This window comes from Micromonospora sp. NPDC005172, assembly GCF_040608555.1.
In the GTDB taxonomy this organism is placed as follows: domain Bacteria; phylum Actinomycetota; class Actinomycetes; order Mycobacteriales; family Micromonosporaceae; genus Micromonospora.
Genome location: NZ_JBEXIL010000053.1, coordinates 1 through 25485 on the forward strand (window position 1 = coordinate 1; position 25485 = coordinate 25485).

The 25485-nt window shown below is 71.4% G+C and carries 22 protein-coding genes; 6 read left to right on the plus strand and 16 right to left on the minus strand.

The window, feature by feature from the left end; translation table 11 throughout:
- The first annotated feature begins 208 nt into the window (after positions 1-208).
- Entirely contained in the window at positions 209-1300 is a 1092-nt protein-coding gene (locus ABZV06_RS26770) for a hypothetical protein (RefSeq protein ID WP_355624919.1), read from the plus strand.
- Positions 1301-1307: 7 nt separating this feature from the next.
- Here ABZV06_RS26770 and ABZV06_RS26775 read toward each other — a convergent pair whose 3' ends face one another.
- The gene (locus tag ABZV06_RS26775; protein ID WP_355624921.1) at positions 1308-1817 is read right to left on the minus strand and encodes a hypothetical protein; all 510 of its coding nucleotides are present in this window, start codon (positions 1815-1817) and stop codon (positions 1308-1310) included.
- A gap of 207 nt (positions 1818-2024) precedes the next feature.
- Between ABZV06_RS26775 and ABZV06_RS26780 the strand changes: the two genes are divergently transcribed.
- Together ABZV06_RS26780 and ABZV06_RS26785 are read left to right on the plus strand one after the other, a co-directional pair.
- Positions 2025-2252, plus strand: coding sequence for a helix-turn-helix domain-containing protein (locus tag ABZV06_RS26780; RefSeq protein WP_355624923.1), 228 nt, complete (start codon positions 2025-2027; stop codon positions 2250-2252).
- 209 nt (positions 2253-2461) lie between these two features.
- Entirely contained in the window at positions 2462-3043 is a 582-nt protein-coding gene (locus tag ABZV06_RS26785) for an Rv3235 family protein (protein WP_355239802.1), read from the plus strand.
- A gap of 263 nt (positions 3044-3306) precedes the next feature.
- Here the strand turns inward: ABZV06_RS26785 and secA are convergent, their stop codons facing one another.
- Positions 3307-6234 (minus strand): preprotein translocase subunit SecA, encoded by a 2928-nt coding sequence (gene secA / locus ABZV06_RS26790; protein WP_355239799.1) that lies wholly within the window; start codon positions 6232-6234, stop codon positions 3307-3309.
- A 168-nt stretch (positions 6235-6402) separates the two neighbouring features.
- Here secA and ABZV06_RS26795 point away from each other — a divergent pair, with 168 nt between their 5' ends.
- Together ABZV06_RS26795 and ABZV06_RS26800 are read left to right on the plus strand one after the other, a co-directional pair.
- Complete coding sequence (locus ABZV06_RS26795) at positions 6403-7554, plus strand: GNAT family N-acetyltransferase (RefSeq protein WP_355624925.1); 1152 nt, start codon at positions 6403-6405, stop codon at positions 7552-7554.
- Entirely contained in the window at positions 7551-8666 is a 1116-nt protein-coding gene (locus tag ABZV06_RS26800; RefSeq protein ID WP_355624927.1) for a GNAT family N-acetyltransferase, read from the plus strand. Before ABZV06_RS26795 ends, ABZV06_RS26800 begins: the two co-directional genes overlap by 4 nt.
- A gap of 62 nt (positions 8667-8728) precedes the next feature.
- On the opposite strand, the gene raiA is transcribed toward ABZV06_RS26800, so the two are convergent.
- From raiA to efeU, 8 genes are all read right to left on the minus strand, one after another.
- A complete protein-coding gene (raiA, locus tag ABZV06_RS26805) occupies positions 8729-9355 on the minus strand; it encodes a ribosome-associated translation inhibitor RaiA (RefSeq protein WP_355239790.1) in 627 nt (208 codons plus the stop codon).
- Between the two features lie 245 nt (positions 9356-9600).
- Positions 9601-10308 (minus strand): ComF family protein, encoded by a 708-nt coding sequence (locus ABZV06_RS26810; RefSeq protein WP_355624929.1) that lies wholly within the window; start codon positions 10306-10308, stop codon positions 9601-9603.
- A 4-nt stretch (positions 10309-10312) separates the two neighbouring features.
- Complete coding sequence (locus tag ABZV06_RS26815; RefSeq protein ID WP_355239784.1) at positions 10313-12130, minus strand: LpqB family beta-propeller domain-containing protein; 1818 nt, start codon at positions 12128-12130, stop codon at positions 10313-10315.
- A complete protein-coding gene (gene mtrB, locus ABZV06_RS26820; protein WP_355239781.1) occupies positions 12127-13878 on the minus strand; it encodes an MtrAB system histidine kinase MtrB in 1752 nt (583 codons plus the stop codon). The genes ABZV06_RS26815 and mtrB overlap by 4 nt, the downstream gene beginning before the upstream one ends.
- A 12-nt stretch (positions 13879-13890) precedes the next feature.
- Positions 13891-14580, minus strand: coding sequence for an MtrAB system response regulator MtrA (gene mtrA / locus ABZV06_RS26825; protein ID WP_007455837.1), 690 nt, complete (start codon positions 14578-14580; stop codon positions 13891-13893).
- Between the two features lie 121 nt (positions 14581-14701).
- Positions 14702-15979 (minus strand): iron uptake transporter deferrochelatase/peroxidase subunit, encoded by a 1278-nt coding sequence (efeB, locus tag ABZV06_RS26830; protein WP_355239776.1) that lies wholly within the window; start codon positions 15977-15979, stop codon positions 14702-14704.
- 25 nt (positions 15980-16004) lie between these two features.
- Positions 16005-17138, minus strand: coding sequence for an iron uptake system protein EfeO (gene efeO / locus ABZV06_RS26835; protein WP_355239773.1), 1134 nt, complete (start codon positions 17136-17138; stop codon positions 16005-16007).
- Positions 17139-17162: 24 nt separating this feature from the next.
- Positions 17163-18113 (minus strand): iron uptake transporter permease EfeU, encoded by a 951-nt coding sequence (gene efeU / locus ABZV06_RS26840; RefSeq protein WP_355624931.1) that lies wholly within the window; start codon positions 18111-18113, stop codon positions 17163-17165.
- A gap of 169 nt (positions 18114-18282) precedes the next feature.
- Here efeU and ABZV06_RS26845 point away from each other — a divergent pair, with 169 nt between their 5' ends.
- A complete protein-coding gene (locus ABZV06_RS26845) occupies positions 18283-18435 on the plus strand; it encodes a hypothetical protein (RefSeq protein WP_355239768.1) in 153 nt (50 codons plus the stop codon).
- Positions 18436-18623: 188 nt separating this feature from the next.
- On the opposite strand, the gene ahcY is transcribed toward ABZV06_RS26845, so the two are convergent.
- The 6 genes from ahcY to ABZV06_RS26875 form a co-directional block, all read right to left on the minus strand.
- A complete protein-coding gene (ahcY, locus tag ABZV06_RS26850) occupies positions 18624-20123 on the minus strand; it encodes an adenosylhomocysteinase (RefSeq protein WP_355624933.1) in 1500 nt (499 codons plus the stop codon).
- Between the two features lie 263 nt (positions 20124-20386).
- The gene (gene manA, locus ABZV06_RS26855) at positions 20387-21550 is read right to left on the minus strand and encodes a mannose-6-phosphate isomerase, class I (protein WP_355624935.1); all 1164 of its coding nucleotides are present in this window, start codon (positions 21548-21550) and stop codon (positions 20387-20389) included.
- Between the two features lie 4 nt (positions 21551-21554).
- Positions 21555-22562, minus strand: coding sequence for a cation diffusion facilitator family transporter (locus ABZV06_RS26860; protein ID WP_355239763.1), 1008 nt, complete (start codon positions 22560-22562; stop codon positions 21555-21557).
- Between the two features lie 58 nt (positions 22563-22620).
- Positions 22621-23817 carry an SIS domain-containing protein gene (locus ABZV06_RS26865; RefSeq protein ID WP_355239761.1) on the minus strand — a complete coding sequence of 399 codons (1197 nt, stop codon included), beginning with the start codon at positions 23815-23817 and terminating at the stop codon, positions 22621-22623.
- Positions 23814-23999 carry a Trm112 family protein gene (locus ABZV06_RS26870; protein WP_007455824.1) on the minus strand — a complete coding sequence of 62 codons (186 nt, stop codon included), beginning with the start codon at positions 23997-23999 and terminating at the stop codon, positions 23814-23816. Before ABZV06_RS26870 ends, ABZV06_RS26865 begins: the two co-directional genes overlap by 4 nt.
- A 61-nt stretch (positions 24000-24060) precedes the next feature.
- Entirely contained in the window at positions 24061-25446 is a 1386-nt protein-coding gene (locus ABZV06_RS26875; protein ID WP_355624937.1) for a phosphomannomutase/phosphoglucomutase, read from the minus strand.
- Positions 25447-25485: the final 39 nt, after the last annotated feature.

A 25485-nucleotide genomic window follows, 5' to 3' on the forward strand; every position in this document is an offset into this window, starting at 1 on the left:
GTCCCCGGCTCCGGGCGGTCAGGCTTGATCCCTCCGCCGGGGACGCTCGCCCCCCCAGCCCCGACGTTGGTCGCGGTTCGTGGGCCGTCGCGGTTCCTTCGGGGGTACGTCGCTGGTGCGTACCCGTGGGGTGTGGCTCGTTCGGTGGGGGGCTCGGCGGCCCGCGTACCCTGAATGGTCGGTGACCTGGCGCCTCGAAGGGGAGACGATGACCAAGCAGCCCGGCCGCGACTCAGCCGCGGAGTCGGACCAGCCGGCGGTCGACGCGACCGGCCCGAGTGGCCGGCTCACCGGGGCGCCCGGAGCGGCGGTCCTCGCGCTGCTGGCGCTCGGCTGGCTGGCCGCCATGCTCTGGTCGACCCGGGAGGCCATCACCTCGGCGGCGGCCGGCATCACCGCGATCAGCCTCTCCGCGTTCGCCCTGCCCGGCGTGATCTCGGCCGCGCTGGTGGCCGGCGCGGCCACCGCGCTGGCCTTCAACAACCTGCTGGCCCGCCGGTACGGCGACTGGACCACCCTGCGCTTCGTCGGCGCGATCGGGGCCGGGATGCTGGTCGGGCTGGCCGCCGCGGTGGCGATCAACCTGACCTACTTCGACACCTCGACCACCAATGTGATCGCCGGCACCACCGCCGCCGCCGCGATCATCGGTGGAGCGATCGCGGGCGCGCGGACCGCCCCGGCGGTCGGCGCGGTGGTGACCGCCGCGCTGGGCACGTTGATCTTCGTGGTGGCGTTCAGTCGTGCACGGGACCCGCTGTTCGACCTGTTCGGCGCGGGCGACACCCAGCAGTCGCTTGTCGACGCGGCCAAGTGGGTGTCGCGCACCGAGTCGCTCCTGGGTGGCCTGCTGGCCGGGCTGCTCGCCTTCGGCTACCTCACCTGGGCACGGCGGCGCGCCGTACGGCGAGACCCGCAGACGCCGGCGCTGCGCTGGCCGGCGTATCTGCTCGCCGGTGCCGGGCCGGGTCTACTCCTGCTGCTCGCCGAGGTGATCATCCGGATCGGCGGTCGCTCACTGCTGGACCTGGCCAGCGCGCTCAGCGAGGCCGACGCGGTGGCCCAGACGTCGCTGGGCACCTCACGGGTGGACAACGGCATCTGGGTGCTCTTCGTGGGGGCGCTCACCGCGATCGTCGCGTTCGGCCGGACGCTCGGCCCAGCGCAGACCGACGACGAACCGGCCCCGACCGACCGACCCGGTTCCGAGTCGGCGACAACCGCGAACGCCGGCGGCGAGGTCGAGGAAGACGAGCCGGACCCGGCGGTCCGGGAAGCGGACGCCGACCCGGCCCGCTGACCGCTGCTCAGTCGGCGCTGCGCAGCAGGAGATCCAACTCCGTCACGTCGTACCACTCCAGCTCGTGATCCTCGGCGCCGTCGACGGTGAACTGCGCGTCCGGGTCGCCGGCGGCGGCCTCGGCCACCACGTCGGCCGCGGCGGCGACCTCCTCGACGGCCTCCGTGCCGTCCACGTGGATCGCCGCGACAGCGCCCACCGGAACGGTGTCGACCAACGTCACCATGCTGGAACCCAGCTCACCGTCCCCACGGCCGAGCGCGGCGGACGGCAGGTCGACCGAGACGACAACGCGGCGGCGGGGCGCAGCCGGATCGGCCCGGAGCAGGTGCAGGGCATCCTGCGCGGCCCGGGTGAACGCGACGTACTCCAACTCCTCCTCGTCGCCCTCGGCGTACCACTCGCGCAGCGCGGGCGTCACCGCATGCGCGCTGTCGGCGGTCAGCCCCTGCTCACGCAGGCGGGCCAGCATCGGTACGGTCGCCGGCACGTACACCCGGACAAGCTCGTCGGTCACCGGTCGTCTCCCCGCTCGGTTCCGTGCCGGCGGTAGCCGGCACGGGCGCAGATCATGCCGCACGCCGTGACCGTCATACACCTCGCCTCCGGGTCGGTGGAAGTTTCCCGCCGGTGTGTCTGGCACCGGGTGGCAGTCGTGGCGGCTGGGCGGCGAGCGCCGTCGGTGGCAAACTGAGGCAAACGACGTCAACCCTGGGGAGTTTCCGTGGAGCCGAGGTTCCTGCTGCTCTCCGACGTGGCTGCCGAGCTGAACGTTTCGGACTCGCAGGTCTACCACATGGTCCGCAGCGGAGAACTGCCGGCGATCAAGATCGGCGGACGCGGCCAGTGGCGGGTCGAGCGGGCCCGGCTGGAGGAGTACATCGCGCAGAAGTACGCCGAGACCGCCGACTGGGTCCGTGGTAACCCTCTCGTCGAGCGCGATCCGGAATAACCGCCCGACTCACTGCACCGTGATCAACTCCAGCTCACCGAACCGGGGCTGTTCGAGCCGCATGAATACCGCCACCTCCACGATCTGGAGTGGATCATGCCGACGTGTGGCGGGTTCGCGGCCCTACTCATTGACCAAGGCTGTTCTCTCGCTCAGAATCTAAGCAGTAGAAAGCAAACGAAGGCAAACGCAAGATCGAGGGAGCAGCGATGAGCGAGCGGCGACCCGGGCCCTCCCGACCACCCGTACGCCTGCGCCCCGTCCCACCCATCGATCCGCCGTACCCGGACGAGACGTACTGGCCCGGGCCGACCCACGGCCAACTCGCTCTCGACCTCTTCGCCTCGACACGACCGGACCCGGTCCGGCCCGCGGAACGCCGCTCTGCCCCACGCCGGCCGACCGTGCGTCCGGCCAGCCAACCCGGCGCACCTTTGCCACCGGCGACCGCCCCCGAGGCCACTCGCGCCGCGCACCGCTTCGTCGGCACCTGCCTGGAGGTGGTCAACGGCTATCGGTCGCCGGCCCAGGTACGGCCCCTGCTCGACCCGGGCCGCGCCGTCGAACTGCTCACCGAACTCGCGCGGGCGACCGGGCGGGCCGGGCCGGTGCGACGTCGGGCGGCGCGTCCGGCTCTGCGACTGCTACGGCTGCGGGTCTGCGCGCCTCGGGAGGCCGCGGTGGAGGCGGCGGCTGTGGTGAGCGGCCTCGGTGGCCGGAGCTGGGCCATGGCGCTGCGCCTGGAACACCGGCGCGGCCGCTGGCTGTGCACCGCCCTGCACGTTCTCTGACCCCGCCGCCGTGGTTCATCGACCCGACGTCCAGAGAATCGGGGCATCAACCTGCCGCCGACACACCGACTCCCAGGAAGCCGAGTCGATCTCCCACCGCCACCGAATGGCGACCGGGCCGGGCGGGACCAGGGCGGGATCGGGCCAGGCGGGGCAGGACCCGGCCGGGCGGGACCAGGGCGGGGCGGGATCAGGCCGGGCGGGGCGGAGACGCCGACGGGCCCCGGCCATGTCGGCCGGGGCCCATCGGGACGCGCGGTAGGTCAGTTGCCGCCGTTGGGCGCGCCGTGGCACCGCTTGTACTTGCGGCCCGAGCCGCACGGGCACGGCGCGTTGCGGGACGGGCCGTTGCCGGCGTCGGCCTGGCTGGGGGCCGGACGCCGCGATCCCGCGCTCGGGAGCATCGGGCCACGCAGCCCCGAGGCCGGTCGCTGCGGGGCGGACGGCGCGCTCTGCCCGGGTGCCGCCGGAGCGCCCTGGGCCGGCCGGCCCACACCGAGCGCCGGGGCCTGCTGCTGCTCCTGCTCGATGGCGGGGGCGCCAGGGCTGGCCTCGCCGTCGATGGTCGGAGCCGAGTACTGCAGGCCCTGCCGCTGCGGCGTGCGGTTGAGACCCTTGGCCCGGATCTCCACCGGCTTGTCGAGCAGCTTGACCTCTTCCGAGTCGGGGTCGGGCTCCGGCTCGGTGACCTGGACGTCCACGTTGTAGAGGAAGCCGACGGTCTCCTCCTTGATGCCCTCCATCATGGTGGCGAACATGTCGAAGCCCTCGCGCTGGTACTCCACGACCGGGTCGCGCTGGGCGTACGCCCGGAGGTTGATGCCCTCCTGGAGGTAGTCCATCTCGTACAGGTGCTCGCGCCACTTGCGGTCGATCACCTGGAGCAGCACCATCCGCTCGAGCTGGCGCACCCCCTCGGTGCCGAGCTCCTCCTCGCGGCGGTCGTACGCGGCGTTCGCGTCCTCCTTGAGGCGGGCGACCAGGAAGTCGGCGTCCATGCCGGCCCGGGAACCGCCGGCCTCCTCCTCCAGCTCCTCGATCGTCACGGCGACCGGGTAGAGCTGCTTGAGGCTGGACCAGAGCTGCTCCAGGTCCCAGTCCTCGCCGTAGCCGTCGGAGGTGGCACCCCGCACGTACGCCTCGACGGTGTCGTCGATCATGTTGCGGACCTGCTCGGAGAGGTCCTCGCCGTTGAGCACCCGCAGCCGCTCGGCGTAGACGACCTGACGCTGCTTGTTGAGCACCTCGTCGTACTTCAGAACGTTCTTGCGGATCTCGGCGTTCTGGCCCTCGATCTGGGCCTGGGCGCTCTTGATCTGGCGGGTGACCATCTTCGACTCGATGGGCACGTCCTCCGGGATGTTGAAGCGCTCCATCACCGCCTCGACCGCGCCGGCCCGGAAGCGGCGCATCAGCTCGTCCTGCAGCGACAGGTAGAACCGGGACTCACCCGGGTCGCCCTGCCGGCCGGCGCGACCGCGCAGCTGGTTGTCGATCCGCCGGGACTCGTGCCGCTCGGTGCCGAGCACGTAGAGGCCACCGGCGGCGGCGACCTCGTCCGCCTCGGCGTCGCAGGCCTGCTTCCAGGTGGGCAGGACCTCCTCCATCGCCTTGGCGTAGTCCTCCTCGTTCTCCAGCGGGTCGAGACCCCGCTGGCGCAGCTCGTTCGCCGCGAGGAACTCGGGGTTGCCGCCGAGCAGGATGTCGGTGCCACGGCCGGCCATGTTGGTGGCGACGGTGACCGCGCCCTTGCGCCCGGCCTGGGCGACGATCTCGGCCTCCCGGGCGTGGAACTTCGCGTTCAGCACGTTGTGCGGGATGCCCCGGCGGCGCAGGAGCTGGGAGAGGATCTCGGAGTTTTCCACCGAGACGGTGCCGACGAGCACCGGCTGGCCCATCTGGTGCCGCTCGGCGATGTCCTCGATGACGGCGTTGAACTTGGCCTTCTCGGTCTTGTAAATGACGTCCGGCCGGTCCTCGCGGACCATCGGACGGTGCGTCGGGATGCTCACGACGCCGACCTTGTAGACCTTGTTGAACTCGCTCGCCTCGGTCTGCGCCGTACCGGTCATCCCGGACAGCTTGCTGTAGAGGCGGAAGTAGTTCTGGAGGGTGATCGTGGCCAGGGTCTGGTTCTCCTGCTTGATCTCCACCCCCTCCTTGGCCTCGATCGCCTGGTGCATGCCCTCGTTGTAGCGACGGCCGTGCAGGATGCGACCGGTGAACTCGTCGACGATCAGGACCTCACCGTCGCTGACGATGTAGTCCTTGTCGCGCTTGTAGAGCTCCTTGGCCTTGATGGCGTTGTTGAGGTAGCCGACCAGCGGAGTGTTCACCGACTCGTACAGGTTGTCGATGCCGAGCCGGTCCTCGACCTTGGCGACGCCGCGCTCGGTGACCGCGATGGTGCGCTTGGAGTGGTCGACCTCGTAGTCGCCCTCGCCGTCCGTTCCGGGCTGGAGCCGGGCCACGACGCCCGCGAACTCGCCGTACCAGCGGGCCGAGTGCTCGGCCGGGCCGGAGATGATCAGCGGGGTACGCGCCTCGTCGATCAGGATCGAGTCGACCTCGTCGACGACCGCGAAGTTGTGCCCCCGCTGGACCAGCTCGTCCCTCGACCACGCCATGTTGTCGCGCAGGTAGTCGAAGCCGAACTCGTTGTTGGTGCCGTACGTGATGTCGCACTCGTAGGCGGCCTTGTGCTCGGTGGCCGGCCGGTTGGGCAGCACCACGCCGACGGTCAGCCCGAGGAACTCGTGCACCCGGCCCATCCAGGCCGCGTCGCGCTGGGCGAGGTAGTCGTTGACGGTGACCACGTGCACGCCGTCGCCGGAGAGCGCGTTGAGGTAGACGGCCATGACCGAGGTCAGCGTCTTACCCTCACCGGTCTTCATCTCGGCGATGTTGCCGAAGTGCAGCGCGGCGCCGCCCATCACCTGGACGTCGTACGGCCGCTGGCCGAGCACCCGGTCCGCCGCCTCGCGGGCCACCGCGAACGCCTCCGGCAGGAGGTCGTCGAGGGTCTCGCCATCGGCGAGCCGCTCCCGGAACTGCTCGGTCATGCCGCGCAGTTCCTCGTCGGTGAGGTTGACGTAGTCGTCCTCGATCGAGCTGACGGCGGCGGCGATGGCCTTGAGCCGGCGCACCATGCGGCCCTCGCCCGCGTTAAGGACCTTTTCCAGAATCGACACGGATCAACGCTCCCCTAGACAGTCTCGAACCATCGTAGGCGCAACATCGGCGCGATGGTCACTGGTGGCGGCGGTCCGCTCCACCGAACCCGACATAACACGCGCACGGGATGCGCCCGGGACGTTATCCGGTTACGCCCAGGGCGAACGTTCCGGCACGATGCACGGGTGGAGCCTGTGAAGATCGTCGAGGACGGGGTGCTGCTGCGACCCTGGCGGGACGCGGACGCCGACGGCGTACACCGCGCGTGCCAGGACCGGGACATTCAGCGTTGGACCACCGTACCGCGCCCATACCTTCCCGAACACGCCCAGGATTTCGTCACGCGGATGAGTCCGCAGGCGTGGGCGGACGGTACCGGGGCGCCGCTCGCGGTGTGCGACGCGGACACCGGCGACCTGCTCGGCTCCTGCGGACTGATCTCCATCGACGGTGCCGGAACCGGTGAGATCGGCTACTGGACGGCCCCGTGGGTCCGCGGCCGGGGTGTGACCGTCCGGGCCACCCGGGCGCTGTCCCGCTGGTCCTTCGAGAAGCTGGGGCTGCGCCGGTTGCTGTGGCAGGCCGAGGTGGGCAACCACGCCTCCCGGCTGGTCGCCCTCCGCGCGGGATTCCGGATCGACGGGCGGGTACGGCTGGCGAACCCCGCACCGGACGGCGACGCGGACGGCTGGATCGGCTCGCTGCTCCCCGGCGAGGTGCCTGAGCCCGGGACGCCCGGGCCGGCCGCCCGAGGCACCCTGGTGGCTCGCCGGGCCGCCGTCTTCGGCCGCCCACAGCCGACGCTGTTCGCCACCTCGGCAGGCGCTGAGCTGCGACTACGACCAATGGAGGAGCGCGATCTGGACGCCGTGGTGCAGACCTGCCGGGACCCGGAGACGATCCGCTGGACCACGGTCCCGGACCCGTACGACCTCTCCGACGCGCGGGGATACCGGGGCTACGCCCAGGGCGCCTGGGCGCGGGGAGACTCCGCCTGCTTCGTGATCGCCGACCCGGACGACAGGTGGGTCGGCACTCTGGACCTGCGGCTCTCCCCCGCCGACCCGCTGCTCGCGGACGTGGGCTTCATGATCGCCCCGGCGGCACGCGGGCGGGGGTACATGCCGGCCGCGCTCCTCGCGCTCAGCGCCTGGGGCTTCACCACGCTGGGACTGGCGCGCATCGAATGGAAGGCGAACGTGGGCAACACCTCCTCCCGACGGGCCGCCGAGAAGGCGGGCTTCACGTTCGAGGGGACGGCCCGGGGCGGGGTCCAGCACCGGGGTGAGCGGGTCGACACCTGGGTGGCCGCGCTGCTCGCCGAGGACCTGGCATGACGGGCTCGCCGCCGGTCGTCGAGGCGCACGGGGTACGACTCCGGCCGTTCCATCCCGGCGACATCGCGGACCTCGTCGACGGCTGCGCGGACCCGCTCAGCCAACGGTTCGTGTCCACCATGCCGTCCCCGTACACCGAGGTCGACGCCCGCTGGTGGGTCGAGGCCGGCGCGCCGTCGGTCTGGGCCGGCGGCGGCGCCGCGTACGCCATCGCGGACCCGGTCACCGACCGGCTGCTCGGCGCCACCGGGTTGAGCAACCCGATGCCCGCCCGGAGTCAGGCGGACATCGGCTACTGGCTGCGGCCGGCGGCGCGGGGACGCGGACTGGCCACCGCCGCGACCCGTGCGCTGAGCGAGCACGCCTTCGACACGGGAACGCGGCGGCTGGAGCTGCACACCGAGCCGGAGAACGCGGCCAGTCAGCGGGTCGCGCTGGCCGCCGGCTTCCGTTACGAGGGCCTGCGCCGGTCCGCCGGTCAGGACCGGGACGGCGGACGGTACGACCTGCTGACCTGGGTACGCCTCTCCGACGATCCGCCCGGTCCGACCCCTCGGCTGCTGCCGGACCTACCCGACGGGGCGCTCAGCGATCAGGTGGTGGTCCTGCGCCGGCTCGCGCCGGACGACGCGGAGATGATGTACGGGCTGCACAGCCGGCCGGAGGTGCTCGCCAACCAGGCCCCGCCGGTGCCACCGACGCGGGAGTCGATCGGGCGGCGCTGCCGGCTGGCGGAGAGCGCGTGGCTGACCGGTGACATCGCCCGGCTCCTGATCGTCGACGCGGCGACCGGCGAGCCGGCGGGCAGTTGCGGCCTGTCGTACACCGAGGTGTCCAGCGGCGAGGGGTCGATCGGCTACGCGCTGCTCCCGCGCTGGCGGGGGCACGGGTACGCCACCCGCGCAGTGCGGCTGCTCGCGGCGTGGGCGTTCGGGCCGGCCGGTTTCGCCCGGCTGACGGCCGGCACGGTGCCGGAGAACACCGCCTCGCACCGCGTGCTGGAACGGGTCGGCTTCCAGCGCGAGGGCCTGCAACGCGGTCGTCTGCCCGGGCTGGCGGGATCTCGCCTCGACGACCTGACCTTCGCTCTGCTGCCGACCGACCTGCGCTGACGAAGCATGGGGCCGTGCCGGGCGACCGGCACGACCCCATGCTCGGCGGGATGTGACCCTGCTCAGGTGTCGAGGGAGATGATGCCGTAGTCGTAGGCGTGACGTCGGTAGACGACGCTGGGGCGACCGGTTTCCTTGTCCTGGAAGAGGTAGAAGTCGTGGCCGACGAGTTCCATCTGGAACAGCGCGTCGTCGATCGTCATGGGCTCGGCCGGGTGCACCTTCTCCCGGGCGATGTGCCACGGCTGGTCGTGCTCCTCCTCGACGCGCTCGGCGACGGCGGTGCCGGCGCGGGCGGCCGGTGCCGACAGCGGGGCGGCCACCAGGTCCGTGACCGGCAGGTCGGCGGTGGCGGCGGCCACGGAGATCGGCGCGTGGCGACCACGGTGTACGCGCCGGCGATCCGCCGCGCGGCGTAGCCGGGTGTCGAGTTTCGCGATGGCGGCGTCGAGCGCGCTGTAGAAATCGTTCGTGCAGGCCTCGGCCCGGATCACCGGGCCACGGGAGACGCAGGTGATCTCCACCCGCTGGCAGTGATCGGCCTGGCGCGGATTGCGCTCGTGAAACAGCTCGACATCGATGCGAATAATCTTGTGGTCGTAGCGTTCGACCTTTGCGAGTTTCTCGGCTACGTGTACCCGGTAATGGTCCGGCACTTCGACGTTGCGGCCCTTGACCACGATGTCCACGTGACCTCCTTTTTTCGGACGTCTTCGATCCGGTTTCCCGGTCGTGCGCCGTAGGAAGACCCGCTGGCGTCGACCGGTCAGTACGGCTACGCCTCCTCTCACCGCCAGGGGCGGGATGGAACGACCTCCTACCCCCGACAGCGAAACGCTAACTCCTGTTCGCCCGGCAGTCACCCCATGTTGCCAAGACCGCCCGGAATTTTTCGCACCTCATACACCATCGGGTGAAACGGAAACACGGTCGGTTACGAGTGGTGTCTTTTCTCGGTCGCGGCGAGCACCGCCGCGACATTCGGTCGCCATCCGGTCGCGGTCAGCACCCGGGCCGCCGCGGCCAGTGTCACCCCTGTGGTGACGATGTCGTCCAGCAGCACCACCACTGGCGCGTCGCCCGAGGTGCCGGGGCCACCGGACGCCCCGGAGCGGGGACGGAACGCTGCCTCGGCGGCTGCGGCACGGCCCGCGCTGTCCAGGGTCACCGAGTCGGGTCGGGGCAGGGCGCGCAGCGGGCGATGCACCCGCGCGGGCCAGCCGGACCGGCTCAACCGGGTCGCGCAGTGCCGGGCCAGCCGGTCCAGGTGATCGCCGTAGCGGGCACGTGCCGCCGCGGCGGTGTCCGGCACCGGCACCAGCGCGACGGGGCGTACCTCGCCGACCGCCACCGCGACCACCTCGGCCAGCAGCGCGCCGAGCGGACGGGCCAGACCGTGCCGACCATGCTCCTTGTACGCGATCAGCGCCTCGCGCAGCGGACCGGCGTACGGGCCGAGGGCGACGCAGCGCGGCAGGCCCGCCGGGGCGGGCGTGGGGCGGGCCGCCCGGGGGCGCAACGCGTCCAGCGCCGTCGCACAGGCCGGGCAGACTCCCTGTCGCATCGGTTCGTGACGCGCCCGGCAGCCGGCGCAGTCCGCGGGGAGCACCAGGTCGGCGAGGTCCGCCCAGAGCCCGCGCACGACGTCAGTAGAGGAAGAACGGGGCCGACGGGTTGCTCGGGCGGACTCCGGCCGGCGGCGCGGGGACGTCGCGCACGCGCTCGGGCTCGATCCGTTCGAACGGGCTGCTGCGGTACGCCACTTTGTTCGCCTCGTACATGTACGACCCGGTGGGCACCCGCACACTGCGGTTGGTGGGGTACGCCGTCAGGTGGTTGACCTTCGCGCCCACGTCGGTGCGCAGCGGCGTCTCCAGGGCGCCGTCCACGCTGATCTCGTAGATCGCCGGCTGACCGGCCGAGCCGGCCACCACCAGCCGGTCCTCCCCGATCCAGTCCACCGCGGTCAGGTTGGTCAACGAGGTGACGAGTGCCCGGGGCGGGCCGATGGACACTCCGCTGCCGGAACCGTCGAGGTTGAGCGCCGCGACGTAGAGCCGTCCGCCGGCGATCAACGCGATCCGCTGACCGTCCAGCGCGGAGGCCACCGCGGTGACCTCCGACGAGGGCAGGTTGAGCGGCACCTCCGACATCCGGGCGGCCTCGTCGAAGCGGTAGAGGCGACCGTCGGCCACCACCAGCCCCTGCGCGGGACGCGAGTCGGCGGTACGCAGCCAGACCGGGCGGCCGATCGAGGCGTACTCCCCGGCGCTGCGGCCGACCGCGGCCACGGTGTCCGCCCCGGCGCCCACCGCGAGCCGCTGCCGGTCCCTGCCGCTCGTCACCACCAGCGCGGCGAGCACCCGGTTGACGCCCCGCGCGAGACCGGCCGACACGATGGCGCGGTTGACCTCGGGCGTCAGCGGCACCACACCGCTGGGCTCGCCGGCGAAGTCGAGCGGACGGATCGCGCCCTCGTAGACGCCGTACCGCTGCGGGCTCTCCCGGACGGGGTAGAGCTGGTAGGCGGCCCGGCGCTCGTCGAGGTCCTGCACGGGCTGCGAGTTGTTCCGGATCTTCAGCTCCAGCTCGCCCGGCAGGTCACCCAGCGACCAGGCGAGCTGCGTGATCACCTGGTCGACCCGGCTCTGGTCGTCGCCGGACATGTCCAGGTTGACCTCCCACCGGTTGTTCGCGCCGGTGGCGTTGTTGATCAGCTCGGTGCCGTCGGGCAACCCGACGACACCCGGCCGCAGCCAGTCGGAGGGGCCGCCCACCAGCCAGCGCACGACCTCGTTGACCCGGCGCTCGTCCGGCACCGCGTACGGCAGGTAGCGCTGGTCGGGCACCAGCCGGGTGCGGTCGGAATTCCAGAAGTAGATCGACTCGTCCTGGTAGTACTGCTGAAGGGCCACGTCGCTGAGCAGCAGCACGTTCGGCGGGTCGAGCAGGTACTGCCCGGCGCGCTCGTCGCTGCCGGTGCCGCCGAGGGCCGCGCTGCGCAGCCGGAACTCGTACTGCGTCTCGGTCGCCACCGGGGGCGCCAGGGTGCCGTTGGTCCGCAGCACGCCGATCTGCTGCACCGTGATCTTGACGGTGGTGGTGGAGTCGCTGTTGAAGGTGAAGACCGTCTCGCGCAGCCGGACCACGGTCAGCGCGACCTCGCTGCCCTTCTTGTCCTGCAGGCGGGACTTGTGCTCGGGAGCGATGAACGCCTTCACCCGCTCGTACGCCCGGTCCGGCTCGCCGGCGGCGGCGGACAGGAAGTTGCGCACGAAGGCCGCGTTGTCGCTACCGCTGGCGTTCCGCGTCGGCGGTTCGCTACTGCGGCCGTTGCTCGACCCGGCCTCCGTCGCGGTGCCGGCCCTGCCGTCGACCCGTACGTCGGACGAGGCCGGGATGCCGCACCCCGCGCTGAGGAGCAGGGCCGCGCCGAAGGCGCCAAGCAGTGGTCGAGCCCTCACGAGCGCACCTCCTCCCGCTCGCCGCTGTCGGTAGACGCCGGGCCGATCGCCAGCGCCGGGCCACTGCCCGGGCCGATCGCCAGGGGGCCGCCGTCGCGCGGGCCGCCGAACGGAAGGGCAGCGTCGGCGGGTACCAGCCGCAGCGGCGACGTGGTGAGCCGGTCACCGGCGCGGGCCGGCAGGGTGAGGCGGAACTGGGCGCCCTGGCCGGGCGCTCCCCAGGCCTCCAGCCAACCACCGTGCAGGCGGGCGTCCTCCAGACTGATGGAGAGGCCGAGCCCGGTACCGCCGGTCTGGCGGGCCCGCGACGGGTCCGCCCGCCAGAACCTGTTGAACACCAGCTTCTCCTCGCCCACCTTCAGCCCCACCCCGTGGTCACGGACGGTGATCGCCACGGCGGTCTCGTCGATGCCGAGGGTGATCAGCACCGGGCGGGCCTCGCCGTGTTCGACGGCGTTGCCGACCAGGTTGCGCAGCACCCGCTCGACACGGCGAGGGTCGACCTCGGCGATCACCGGGGTGCTCGGCAGGTCCAGCTCGATCTCCACGCCCGCCCGCTCGGCGAGGCCGGCCAACCGGTCGACGACACGGTGCACCACCGGCACCAGGTCGGTCGGCTCGGCGTCCAGCATGGCGAAGCCGGCGTCGAACCGGCTGATCTCCAACAGGTCGGTGAGCAGCTCCTCGAAACGGTCCAGCTCGGCCTGGAGCAGCTCGGCGCTGCGGGCGACCGCCGGTTCGAACTCGTCGCGCTCGGCGAAGATCAGGTCGGCGGCCATCCGGACCGTGGTCAACGGAGTACGCAGCTCGTGCGACACGTCGGAGGTGAACCGCCGCTGCAACCGGGACATCTCCTCCAGGCGCAGGATCTGCCGTTGCAGGTTGGTGGCCATCTGGTTGAACGAGGCGGCCAGCAGCGCGAGGTCGTCCTCGCCGTTGACCACCATCCGCTGGTCGAGGAGGCCTGCGGAGAGCCGTTGGGCGGTCCGCGCGGCGACCCGGACCGGGTTGACCACGAGCCGGGTGACCAGAGCGGCGAGCAGCCCCAGCAGGATCACCAGGACGATGCCGGTGCCGACGACGGTGGCGCGGGCGTCCGCGGCTGTGGCGTCCTGACGGGTCAGCGGCACCAGGTAGTAGAGCTCGATCTGCCCGAAGCGGGTCGGCACCGGGGAGCCGTAGACCAGGTACTTCGTCGGCTCGCCGGTGAGGCGGCCGGTCTGGATCTGGCTGGCCACCTTGCCGCTGGCGACGGCGGCCCGCAGCTCCTTGCTGATCAGGGGCTGGACGTTTGCCGCCGGCGCGGTGCGGGTCTGGATCATGGTGGGGTAGTCGGCGGCGGTGATGGCCACCACCACCCCGCTGGTCTGCTGGGGGTCGCCGCCGGCCAGGTAGTTGACCGTGCCCTCGATCGTCTCCTGGAGCTGCGCCTCCTGCGGCTGACCGTAGAGGGAGACCTGCTTGGCCGCGTACCCCGCGCCGCCCTTGAGGCGCAGTTGGACGTCGGTGCGCGCATTGTCGAGCAGGATCGTCGTGATCTTGTCAGCGATCAGGTACGCGAAACCGCCCACCAACAGGCTGGAGGCGACCAGCGTGATGGTCACCACCCGGACCTGGAGCGAACGCCGCCAGGTCTGGTGCGCCCGGGCCAGCAGTCGCGCGACCCGCCCGCTCAGCACACGCCAGACCTCCCGGCCGGCGGCGAGCCGGCGGGCTGCGGTGGTCTGCGGGGGCGGCGGGGTCGACACAGTGTGACCAGGCTATCCGGTACCCGCCTTGTAGCCCACGCCCCGCACGGTGAGGATGATTTCCGGCCGTTCCGGATCTGGCTCGATCTTGGCGCGCAGCCGCTGCACGTGCACGTTGACAAGTCGGGTGTCGGCGGCGTGCCGGTAGCCCCAGACCTGCTCCAGCAGGACCTCGCGGGTGAAGACCTGACGCGGTTTGCGGGCGAGCGCGACCAGCAGGTCGAACTCCAACGGCGTCAGCTTCACCTCCTCGTCGTTGCGGCTGACGGTGTGGGCGGGCACGTCGATGGTGATCTGGTTGCCGGGCGGACCGATGGTCAGCATCTCCGGCGCGACGTCCTCGCCACGGCGCAGCCGGGCCCGCATCCGGGCCACCAGCTCCTTCGGCTTGAACGGCTTGACCACGTAGTCGTCGGCGCCGGACTCGAGCCCGAGGACGACGTCCACGGTGTCGCTCTTGGCGGTCAGCATGACGATCGGCACGCCGGACTCGGCACGGATCGACCGCGCCACGTCGATACCACTCATTCCGGGCAACATCAGGTCGAGCAGGACGATGTCCGGCCGGCTGTCACGAAACGCGGCCAACGCCCGCTCGCCATCGGCCACGAACGAGGGCAGGAAACCCTCACTGCGCAGCACGATACCGAGCATCTCGGCGAGTGCGGGGTCGTCGTCGACCACCAGTACCCGGGCTCTCATGGGATTAATATTGCATCCCCGTTCAGATCGGTGGGACCGGCGTCACCCGGCACGGACAGCCTCATGATCCCCCCTCGACGCGGTCCGCCGCCACCACAGCTCGGACGGGTTGCGCCGCCGGTCAGCCGAAGAGCGCCCGGCCCCAGTGGTCGCCACCGTCGCGTACACCGGGCGGGCACGCGAACAGGCCGCTGGAGACGTGCCGCAGGTACTCGTTCATCACGTCGTGGCGGGCCAACTGGGTCTGGATCGGCACGAACTGCCGGCGCGGGTCCCGCTGGTAGGCGATGAAGAAGAGACCGGCGTCGAGCCGACCGAGACCGTCCGAACCGTCGACGAAGTTGTAGCCACGGCGCAGCAGGTGCGCGCCGTTGTTGCGGCTCGGATGGGCCAGGGCGACGTGGGCGTGCTCGGCGATCAGCGGCTTGCCGTCGTCACCGCGTGCCGCGAAGTCCGGCTCGTCGAACTCCTTGCTGCGCCCGAGCGGGGCGCCGCTGCCCTTGGTCCGACCGACGATCTCCTCCTGCTCGGCCAGCGGGGTCCGGTCCCAGGTCTCCACGATCATCCGGATCTTCCGGGTGACCAGGTACGACCCGCCCGTCATCCAGTCCGGCCCGTCGCCGGGCTGCACCCACAGTTGGTCGCGGAGCAGATCGGTCTCCTCGGCCTTGAGGTTGGCCGTGCCGTCCTTGAAGCCGAACAGGTTGCGGGCGGTCGCCTGGTCGCGGGAGGTCGACGAGGTACGGCCGAAGCCGAGTTGCGACCAGCGGACGCTGACCACCCCCATGCCGATCCGTGCCAGGTTGCGGATCGCGTGCACCGCCACCTGGGGGTCGTTGGAGCACGCCTGCACGCACAGGTCGCCGCCGGAGATCGGAGCCTGCAACGCGTCGCCGGGGAACCTGGGCAGCTCCGCGAGGGCGGCCGGGCGGCGGTCGGCGATCCCGAACCGGTCCCGCCCGTCGGCATCGCGGAACAGCGTCGGACCGAAGCCGATCGTCAGGGTGAGCTGCGACGGCGGGAGTCCGAGGGCCTCGCCGGTGTCGTCCGGCGGGGCTTCCGGCATCCCGCCGACCGCCCCGAGGACACCGGCGTCACGGCCGGCCGTCATCCGGGCGGCGGCGGCCGTCCACTCCTCGAGCATCCCGGCCAGGCGGGCCCGGTCCTTCGTGATGACGTCGAAGGCGACGAAGTGCAGCCGGTCCTGGGCCGGGGTGACGATGCCGGCCTGGTGCTCGCCGAAGAACGGCACCGCGCCCGCCGGATGGTCACTGGCTGCCGCCGGGCCACGGGAGTCGCCGACGAGCGCACCCGCGCCAGCGGCCACCCCGGCGACTCCGGCCACCCCCGCGCCGGCGAGCGTGATAGCCCGCCGACGGGTCAACCTGCGTACGCTCATCGACTCGACTCCCCCTGCGTCCCGGTCACTTGGCGACGACTGCGGCGACCTTGCTGATCGGCTCGGCGAGCGCGTTGATGCCGTCCGAGAGCTCCTTGAGCTCGGCCTTGCTCAACGCGGTGTGCAGCTTCCACCCGTCGCCGTCGCGGTGCTTGCCGAGCTGCGCCTCGACGTTCGCGAACTCGGTGTCGAGCTGCTTGACCAGCTCCGGCGAACGCTGCTCGAGCGCGGGCCGCAGGGCGGACAGCGCCGCCTTGGAACCTTCCAGGTTGGCGGCGAAGTCCCACAGGTCGGTGTGCGAGTAGCGGTCCTCCTCGCCGGTGATCTTGCCGCTGGCGACCTCGTCGAGCAGCTCCTTCGCGCCGTTGGCGAGCTGGAGCGGCGAGAGCTTCTCGGCGTTGGCCTTCGCCACGATCTCCTTGACGTCGACCAGCAGCCGGTCGGCGATCGGACCGTCCTTGCTGATGTCGCCGGACTGCCAGAGGTCCTTCTCGATCCGGTGGAAGCCGGTGAACTCCATCCCCTCCTCGATGACCTCCTCGCGGCCGTCGATCTTGGGGTCGAGGTCGCCGAAGATCTCGGCCACCGGCTCGATCCGCTCCCAGTAGGTGCGGGCGACCGGGTAGAGGCCCTTGGCCTTCGCCACGTCGCCGGCCTTCACGGCGGCGACGAACTCCTCGGTCTTCTCCAGCAGCGCGGAGGTCTGGCTCTTGACGTAGCGCTGGTAGTTGTCGGTGGCGCCGGCCAGGGCCGCGTCGGCGGTCAGCGGCTGCGCGGACCCGCTGACCTTGAGCGCCCCCCGGATGCCCTTGCCGCTCATGCCCGGCTTGCAGGCCGTCTCGTACGTGCCGGCCGGCAACTCGACGTGCAGCTCGCGGCTCAGCCCGGGGGCGATGTTCTCCACCTCACCCATCACCCGGTCGCCGGAGGCGTACACGTAGAACTCGGTCACCTTCGCGCCCGAGTTGGTGATCTTGAAGGTGGCGGTGCCGGCGCCGAGGTCGGTCGTGGCGACGTCGCAGGCCGTGTCGGTGGCCTTGACCACGATCGGGCCGCCCGCCGCGTCCGACTTACCGGAGTCGTCCTTGGAGCAGGCGGCGATGCCGGTCGTCGCCAACACACCGGCAGCGGCCAGCGCGAAGAATCGGGTGGTACGCATCTGAGCTGTTTCTCCTCGTGGGGGTCAGGCACGCTGCGGCGCGGATGCCGCCTCGGCCTCGGCCTCGGTGCCGGTGTCGGCCCCGCGCTCCGTGACGGTGGTGGTGGACGGCGAAGCTGCGGCCGGTACCGGCGCGGAAGGCTTCGCGGTGGTTGCGCCCGGCGCGGGGGTACGGCGGGTCGGGCGCAGGAAGATCACCAGGACCGGAACGGCGTACCCGATCCAGGCGATCGTCTCGAGCACGGTGGGCGCGGGGGTCACGTTGAACATGCCGGCCAGCAGCGCCGCGTACCAGGTGGTCGGGTCGAGCACGCCTGTGATGTCGAAGGCGAGGTCGCCGAGGCCGGGCAGGACACCGGCCTCCTGGAAGTCGTGGACGCCGTACTTGAGGATGCCGGCGGCGACCAGGATCAGCAGCGCGCCGGTCCAGGTGAAGAACTTGCTGAGGTTGATCCGCAGGGCGCTGGCGTAGAGCAGCACGCCGAGCACGATGGCGGTGACGATGCCGCCGACCAGGGCGAGCAGCGGCCCGCTGTCCCCAGCCGCGCCCTGTGCGGCGGAGTAGAAGATCAGCGCGGTCTCCAGGCCCTCCCGGATCACCGCGAGGAAGGCCATCCCGGCGACGGCGAGCGACCCGACGGCCAGCGCCTCGGTCAGCTTGCCGCGCAGCTCACCCGCGATGGTGCGGGCCGCCTTGCGCATCCAGAAGATCATCCAGGTGACGAACACCACTGCGGCGACGGAGGTGATCGCCTCGAACAGCTCACGATCCTCGGATCGGGCCAGCAGCGAGGTCGAGGTGTACTCGATGAGCCAGCCGAACAGCACGGAGAGCACCACGGCCAGGGCGACGCCCGCCCACACCTGGGGCAACCGGTCCCGGCGCTGCGACTTCACCAGGAAGGCGACCAGGATGCTGACCACCAGGGTCGCTTCCAGGCCTTCCCGCAGGCCGATCAGGTAGGTGGCGAACATCCGAGCTCCGTGTTCATTAGGCACGCCTCAGCTAACTTAGGGCAGCCATACCTTCCTCCAGTTCAGGGGCCTCGTCAAGTTGTTCATGGCAAGCTCACTCTTCCCGTGACCTGGCCTTCGACGCCCCGTCGTACGCCGTTCATCGACCGGCCGTGCGAGGATCCCCGTCGTGAAAGCCTTCCTGCCGTGGCTGGCGGTGCTGGCCGTGGTGATGCTGCTCAGCGCCCTGCGCCAGCGAGCACTTGCCACCGTCGTGTCACTGGGCTGGCTCGCCTGGTGCGCCTGGACCTGGCTCCGCCCCACCCGCCGCCGCCCCCGCTAACCCCCACCCCCGCACCCCCCGCACCCCGGCCCCACCCCACACCCCCGCGATCTTGCACTTTCTGTGGCGACACAGCGGGGCAAGCGCCGCAAATCCACAACAGAAACTGCAAGATCGCGGAGGGTAGGGGCTGCGGGTACGACGAACCGGGCCGGCTTTGTGCAGCCGACCCGGTTCGGTGACGTCGATCAGTAGCGGTAGTGGTCCGGCTTGAACGGGCCCTCCTGGGAGACGCCCAGGTACGCGGCCTGCTCCTTGGTGAGCGTGCTCAGCTTCGCGCCGAGCGCGCCCAGGTGCAGGCGGGCGACCTTCTCGTCCAGGTGCTTGGGCAGCACGTAGACGCCGACCGGGTACTCCTCGGTCTTGGTGAACAGCTCGATCTGGGCGATCGTCTGGTTGGCGAACGAGTTCGACATGACGAAGCTCGGGTGCCCGGTGGCGTTGCCCAGGTTCAGCAGACGCCCCTCGGACAGCACGATGATGGCGTGCCCGTCGGCGAACCGCCACAGGTCGACCTGCGGCTTGATGTTGATCCGCTCCACGTCGGAGCGCTTGGCCAGGCCGGCCATGTCGATCTCGTTGTCGAAGTGGCCGATGTTGCCGACGATGGCCTGGTGCTTCATCCGGGCCATGTGCTCGTTGGTGATGACGTCGAAGCAGCCGGTGGCGGTGATGAAGATGTCCGCCTGCTCGACAACGTCGTCCAGGGTGGCGACCTGGTAACCGTCCATCGCCGCCTGGAGGGCGCAGATCGGGTCGACCTCGGTCACCACGACCCGGGCACCCTGGCCACGCAGCGACTCGGCGCAGCCCTTGCCCACGTCGCCGTAGCCCATGACGACCGCCATCTTGCCGCCGATCAGCACGTCGGTGGCGCGGTTGATGCCGTCGATCAGGGAGTGCCGGCAGCCGTACTTGTTGTCGAACTTGCTCTTGGTGACCGAGTCGTTGACGTTGATGGCCGGAAAGAGCAGCGTGCCGGCGCGGTGCATCTCGTAGAGGCGGTGCACGCCGGTGGTGGTCTCCTCGGTCACGCCCTTGATGCCGGCGGCGACCCGGGCCCAACGCTGGCCGTCCTCGCCCAGCGAGCGGTGCAGCAGTTCGAGGATGACCGCGTACTCCTCGGAGTCGGCGGACTCGACCGGCGGCACGACGCCGGCCTTCTCGAACTCGGCGCCCTTGTGCACGAGCAGGGTGGCGTCACCGCCGTCGTCGAGGATCATGTTGGGGCCCTGCCCGTCCGGCCAGAGGAGCACCTGCTCGGTGCACCACCAGTACTCGGGCAGCGTCTCGCCCTTCCAGGCGTAGACGGGGACCCCGGCGGGGGCGTCGGGGGTGCCGTCCGAGCCGACGACGATCGCGGCGGCGGCGTGGTCCTGGGTGGAGAAGATGTTGCAGGACGCCCAGCGGACCTGTGCGCCGAGGGCGACCAGCGTCTCGATCAGGACGGCGGTCTGGATGGTCATGTGCAGCGAGCCGGTGATCCGCGCGCCGGCGAGCGGCTGCGCGTCGGCGAACTCCCGCCGGATCGCCATCAGGCCGGGCATCTCGTGCTCGGCGAGCTGGATCTCCTTGCGCCCGAACTCGGCGAGCGACAGATCCGCCACCTTGAAGTCGCCCTCGGCGAGCGTGCTCGGCCGAGCCTCGGACGGCGTGCCGCTGGCGGCCGCCGGGAGGGTGCTGGTCATGAAAGCTCCTGTCGAACGATGTCTACGCCGATCCTCCACCTTACGCGCGCCGACGAGGGCCGCCGGGGGACGGGCAGCGGACAGCGCACGGGGCGGTCGGTGGTGGACAGACCTGCTGCCCGCCTCCGCCCGCCCCGCGCATCCCCCCGGTTTGGTTCCCCGCACGTTGCCGGACCGTCGTCGCGATAACGCTGCGTACTCATAGAGTCACACTCGGCCAAAGCTGAGTCAAGCTATTCCGGGAAAGTCGGACTTGTGTCGGGTCAGCGCAGGCCCGACGTCGCCACGTACGCCTCACCGTCACCCGTGATCCGCAGCAACTCGCCGGCCGCCGTGCCGATCGCCGCCTGGCCGGACGTCAGCGTCAGGGCACCCGCCCCGTCGTCGACCGTCACCGAGCCCGCGCCGCACAGCACGACCCGGGGGCCGGGCAGCGCCAGGGTGGCCTCCGGCACGGCAGCGCCGACCCGCACCCGGTGCAGCGCGAAGTCGTCCACCGGCACCGCCCAGCAGTCCACCCCCGGGCCGACGTGTCGGGCGGCACGGACCGGTTCGTCGAGCACCTCGAAGCGCAGCACCCGCAACAACTCGTCCACGTCGACCCGCTTGGGGGTGAGGCCACCGCGCAGCACGTTGTCGCTGGCCGCCATGATCTCGACGCCGCAGCCGCTCAGGTACGCGTGCAGGTTGCCGGCGGGCATCCAGATCCCCTCGCCCGGCACCAGTCGCAGGTGGTGCAGCAGCAGGGCCACCAGCACGCCCGGGTCGCCCGGATACGCCTTCGCCAGCCGGTGGGCCAACTCGGCGTCCGGGCTGTCGGCAGCCGACGAGAGGACGGCACGCAGCAGCCCGTCGCGCTCGGCGACCGGCCAGCCGAGCAGCGTCGCCACCGCCGTGCGCAGGCCAGCCGGTCCGGTCCGCAGCGCGTCCACCACCGGCGCCAACTCGGGTACGCCGAACGCGGCGAGCGCCTCAGCCGACTCCACCGGATCGCGGAACCCGCACAGCGCCTCGAACGGGGTGAGCGCGACCAGCAACTCCGGCTTGTGGTGCGGGTCCGAGTAGTTGCGCTCCCCCGGAGGGAGATCCGCCTCGGCGGCGAACCCCGCCCGGGCCTGTTCGGCGTCCGGGTGTGCCTGCAGGCTCAGCGGCGCGTCGGCGGCGAGAACCTTGAGCAGGAACGGCAGCCGGGTGCCGAACCGGTCGGTCACCCGTTGCCCCAGCCACTGCCCCGGCTCGTCGTGTACCAGGTCACAGAGGCTCACCCGGGCTCCGGCGCGCTCCACGCTCGCCGGCGCGCCCGGGTGGGCACCCAACCACAGCTCTGCCTCCGGTCCGGCGCTGGGCACCGGCCGCCCCTGCAACAGCGCGATGGCGGAGCGGGACCCCCAGGCGTAGTCCCGGATCGGTCCGTACAGCGGTTCCACCGTCTCAGACCCCGGGCCGCCCGACCGCCTCGCCCGCCGCGTCCTCCGGCTGCGGTACGGCGGTGTCGGCGGCGGCGCCGGTGCCCGCCTTGGCGGCGGCGACGCTGTAGATGTCCGGCTCAAGGTAGATCACCCGGGCGATCGGCACGGCGGTACGGATACGCGCCTCCACGGCGTTGATGCCGCGGGCCAGGGCCTCGGCGCTCTCGCAGGCCGGTACGCCGATCTTCGCGGCCACCATCAGCTCTTCCGGGCCCAGGTAGAGCGTCTTCATGTGGATGATCCGCTCCACCTCGGGGCCCTCGGTGATGGCCCGCTCGATGGCGGCGAGGTCCTGCTGCTCGGCACCCTCACCGAGGAGCAGGCTCTTGGTCTCGATGGCCAGCACGATGGCGATGACCACCAGCAGGACGCCGATCATCGCGGTGCCGGCGGCGTCCCACCGGCCGTTGCCGGTGATCAGCGTCATGCCGACGCCGAAGAGCGCGAAGACCAGACCGATCAGGGCCCCGAAGTCCTCCAGCAGCACCACCGGCAGCTCCGGCGCCTTGGCCCGCCGGATGAAACGCACCCAGGACTGCTTGCCCCGGATGTGGTTGGCCTCCTTGATCGCCGTCCGGAAGGAGAACGACTCCATGGCGATCGCCGCCAGCAGCACCGCCACCGGAAGCCACTGCCACTCGGTGATGCCCTCCGCGTGCGACCACTTGTGGTACGCCTCGTAGAGGGCGAACAGTCCGCCGATGCTGAACAGCACGATCGACACGATGAACGCGTAGATGTAGCGCTCCCGGCCGTACCCGAAGGGGTGTTCCGGCGTGGCCGCGCGCTTGGCCCGCTTGCCGCCGAGCAGCAGCAGACCCTGGTTGCCGGAGTCGGCGACCGAGTGGACCGCCTCGGCCAGCATCGACGAGGACCCGGAGAGCAGGAACGCGATGAACTTGGTGACGGCGATGCCGACATTGGCCAGCAGGGCGGCGACGATCGCCTTCGTCCCGCCGTTCGCGCTCACGCCACCACTCCGCTTCGCGTCGTGGTGACGTTCGTGCCGCGCCGCCCCCTGCTTTCGTTCACTGGTTCGACAGCTCCTTCATCTCGGTGATGGCCGGTACGGCCATCGGGTCCAACCCATGTGCCAGAGCAAGATAGATCGAGGCGAAATCCGGTACGGCGATCAGCGAGGCCAACCGCTCCAGAGCCGAGCCGCCCTCGGCGGTCACCACGTCGCACCGCACGCCACGGCGCTCGGCGAGGGTCTGCACCGCGTCCGCGCGGCGCTCCTCGACGGCGAGTGGCTCGTCGGTGTCGTCCTCGGCGTTGAGCCCGCCGTCGCGCAGCAGCACCAGCCGCAGCCGGGTGCCCTCGCCGTCGTCCTCCGACGGGTCGGCGAAAATGTCCCGCTCCCCCTCGGCCAGGCCACCGAAGACGCCGTCCAGCAGCCCGACCCGTCCCCGCCCGGCCTCGCCCAGCGCACCGGTGACCACCGGGTAGCGGGCGTTGGCGGAGAGGGTGTCGCCGAAGCGACGAGCCGCAACGGTGGCCAGCGGCGACGAACCCCACACGATCGGGATCGAGCCGGCCAGGCCCAGCGCCAGGGACTTGGCCGGGTTGACGAACGACTCGGCGGCGGAGCGGCAGCGGTCGGCGTCCGCGTCGAGCCGGGCCGCCGTCTCCGCCAGGTCCGCCTCGTTGACCTTCACCAGGCCGAGCGACCGGGCGGCCAGCAGGACCGGCACGGTGAGCGCCCAGAGGCTGGCCCGGGCCGGCGCCCGTCGGGGCACCGGAATGAACGGCGCGCGGGCCCGCTCGGCCACCGACTGCAACTGCGAGTCCGGTGCGCCCACGGCGACCAGCCGGGCACCGCGACGGTGCGCGGCCTCGGCGGCGCCGAGCGCCTCCGGGCTCCGACCGGACGCGCTCACCGCGATCACCACGTCGGCGGCACCCACCCAACCGGGTACGCCCGCGCTGCGGTGCCCGATGATCGGGACCGGGCAGCGCGGTCCGGCGACCGTGGCCAGCACGTCACCGGTACGCCCGGCGGTGCCGATACCGGCGATGACCACGGCGCGCGGCCGCCCGTCGTCGGCGAGCACCGCGAGGTTCGCCTCGGCGGCCAGGGCGGCGCTCTCGCGTACCTGGGCGCCACCCGAGGCGGTGTGCCGCAGCATGTCGCCCGGATCGTGCTCGGCCAGCGCGTTCGGGTTGTCGAGCAGGGCCTCGTCGGCGTCGCGTCGCCCGCTGACCCCGGCCGTACCGTCGATCATGACTGCTGCCCAGGGCCGCCGCGGGCCTCGTCCAGCAGCAGCACCGGCACGTCGTCGCGGACCTCGAAGATCCGGCCGCACTCCGTGCAAGTCAACGTCTGCGCCTCCGCGTCGTACGTGAGCGGGGCGTGGTGCGTGTCCGGGCAGGCGAGAATCTCGAGCAACTGCGGATCCAGGGCCATGGCACGGCTCCTTCCACGAGTGCGGGGTCACCGGCGGCGGTGCCGACCGGCGCAGGCGATCTTATCGGCGAACGCGGTCGAGCACCTCGTCCCGGAGCGAGACCATCCGCTCGCGGGTGGGTGCCTCCACGTTGAGCCGCAGCAGCGGCTCGGTGTTGGAAGCGCGCAGGTTGAACCAGGCGCCGTCGGGGAAGCGCAGCGTCAGCCCGTCCATCTCGTCGGCCGTCGCGTCCGGGTACGCCGCCCGCACGTCGGCCACCGCCGCAGCCTGGTCGGCGACCGTCGAGTTGATCTCGCCGGAGGCGACGTAGCGCTCGTACTCGCCGGCCAGCACGGACAGCGGCAACGACTGCTCGCCCAGGGCGGCGAGCGTGTGCATCGCGGCGAGCATCCCGGTGTCGGCGAACCAGAAGTCCCGGAAGTAGTAGTGGGCGGAGTGCTCCCCGCCGAAGACGGCGTTGGTGCGGGCCATCTCGGCCTTGATGAAGGAGTGCCCGACCCGGGCGACCACCGGCTCCCCACCGTGCTCACGGATGATCTCCGCGACGGCGCTGGAGGTGATCAGACCGTGGATCACCGTGGAGCCCGGGTGCTTGGCCAGCTCCCGTGCCGCCACCAGCGCGGTGATCGCCGACGGCGAGACCGGCTCACCGCGCTCGTCGACCACGAAGCACCGGTCGGCGTCGCCGTCGAAGGCCAGACCGATGTCGGCGCCGTGCTCGACCACCGCACGCTGAAGGTCGACCAGGTTCGCCGGGTCCAGCGGGTTCGCCTCGTGGTTGGGGAAAGTGCCGTCCAGCTCGAAGTAGAGCGGCACGATCTCCAGCGGCAGGGCCGACAGGGCGGTCTCGCCGAGGACGGTGGGGACGGTGAAGCCGCCCATCCCGTTACCGGCGTCGACCACCACCTTCAGCGGCCGGATGCCGGAGAGGTCGACCAGCTTGCGCAGGTACGAGGCGTAGTCGGGGAGCAGATCGCGCCGCTCGGCCGGCCGGGTCGGCTCGCCCGCCGGGCGCGACGTCCCCGAGTCCAGCATCGCCTGCGCCCGATCGCGGATCTCGACCAACCCGCTGTCCTGGCCGATGGGCCGGGCGCCGGACCGGCACATCTTGATGCCGTTGTACTGCGCCGGGTTGTGACTCGCCGTGAACATCGCTCCGGGCAGGCCGAGCGAGCCGGAGGCGAAGTAGAGCAGGTCGGTGGAGGCGAGCCCGATCTCGATCACCGAGCGCCCCTCGGCGCGTACCCCGGCGGCGAAGGCGGACGCCAGGCCGGGCGAGCTGGCCCGCATGTCGTAACCGACGACAACGGCGTCGCCAGGCTCGTCAGTGGCGTTGAGCAGCTGGGTGAAGGCAGCCCCGAGTGCCTCGGCGGCCCTTTCGTCCCACTGGTCCGGCACCGTCCCTCGGACGTCGTACGCCTTGACGATCTGGGACAGATCAGACACTAGTTCCGCTCCTTGGCCGCAGGTTTCCAACGAACCTGA

What these genes read in the sequence shown, in the direction of transcription:
- ABZV06_RS26770 (WP_355624919.1), top strand. Translation starts at nt 209, where the DNA reads ATGACCAAGCAGCCCGGCCGCGACTCAGCCGCGGAGTCGGACCAGCCG.
- ABZV06_RS26785 (WP_355239802.1), top strand. Translation starts at nt 2,462, where the DNA reads ATGAGCGAGCGGCGACCCGGGCCCTCCCGACCACCCGTACGCCTGCGC.
- ABZV06_RS26800 (WP_355624927.1), top strand. Translation starts at nt 7,551, where the DNA reads ATGACGGGCTCGCCGCCGGTCGTCGAGGCGCACGGGGTACGACTCCGG.
- mtrA (WP_007455837.1), bottom strand. Translation starts at nt 14,580, where the DNA reads ATGAGAGCCCGGGTACTGGTGGTCGACGACGACCCCGCACTCGCCGAG.
- efeB (WP_355239776.1), bottom strand. Translation starts at nt 15,979, where the DNA reads ATGAGCGTACGCAGGTTGACCCGTCGGCGGGCTATCACGCTCGCCGGC.
- efeO (WP_355239773.1), bottom strand. Translation starts at nt 17,138, where the DNA reads ATGCGTACCACCCGATTCTTCGCGCTGGCCGCTGCCGGTGTGTTGGCG.
- efeU (WP_355624931.1), bottom strand. Translation starts at nt 18,113, where the DNA reads ATGTTCGCCACCTACCTGATCGGCCTGCGGGAAGGCCTGGAAGCGACC.
- ahcY (WP_355624933.1), bottom strand. Translation starts at nt 20,123, where the DNA reads ATGACCAGCACCCTCCCGGCGGCCGCCAGCGGCACGCCGTCCGAGGCT.
- ABZV06_RS26865 (WP_355239761.1), bottom strand. Translation starts at nt 23,817, where the DNA reads ATGATCGACGGTACGGCCGGGGTCAGCGGGCGACGCGACGCCGACGAG.
- ABZV06_RS26870 (WP_007455824.1), bottom strand. Translation starts at nt 23,999, where the DNA reads ATGGCCCTGGATCCGCAGTTGCTCGAGATTCTCGCCTGCCCGGACACG.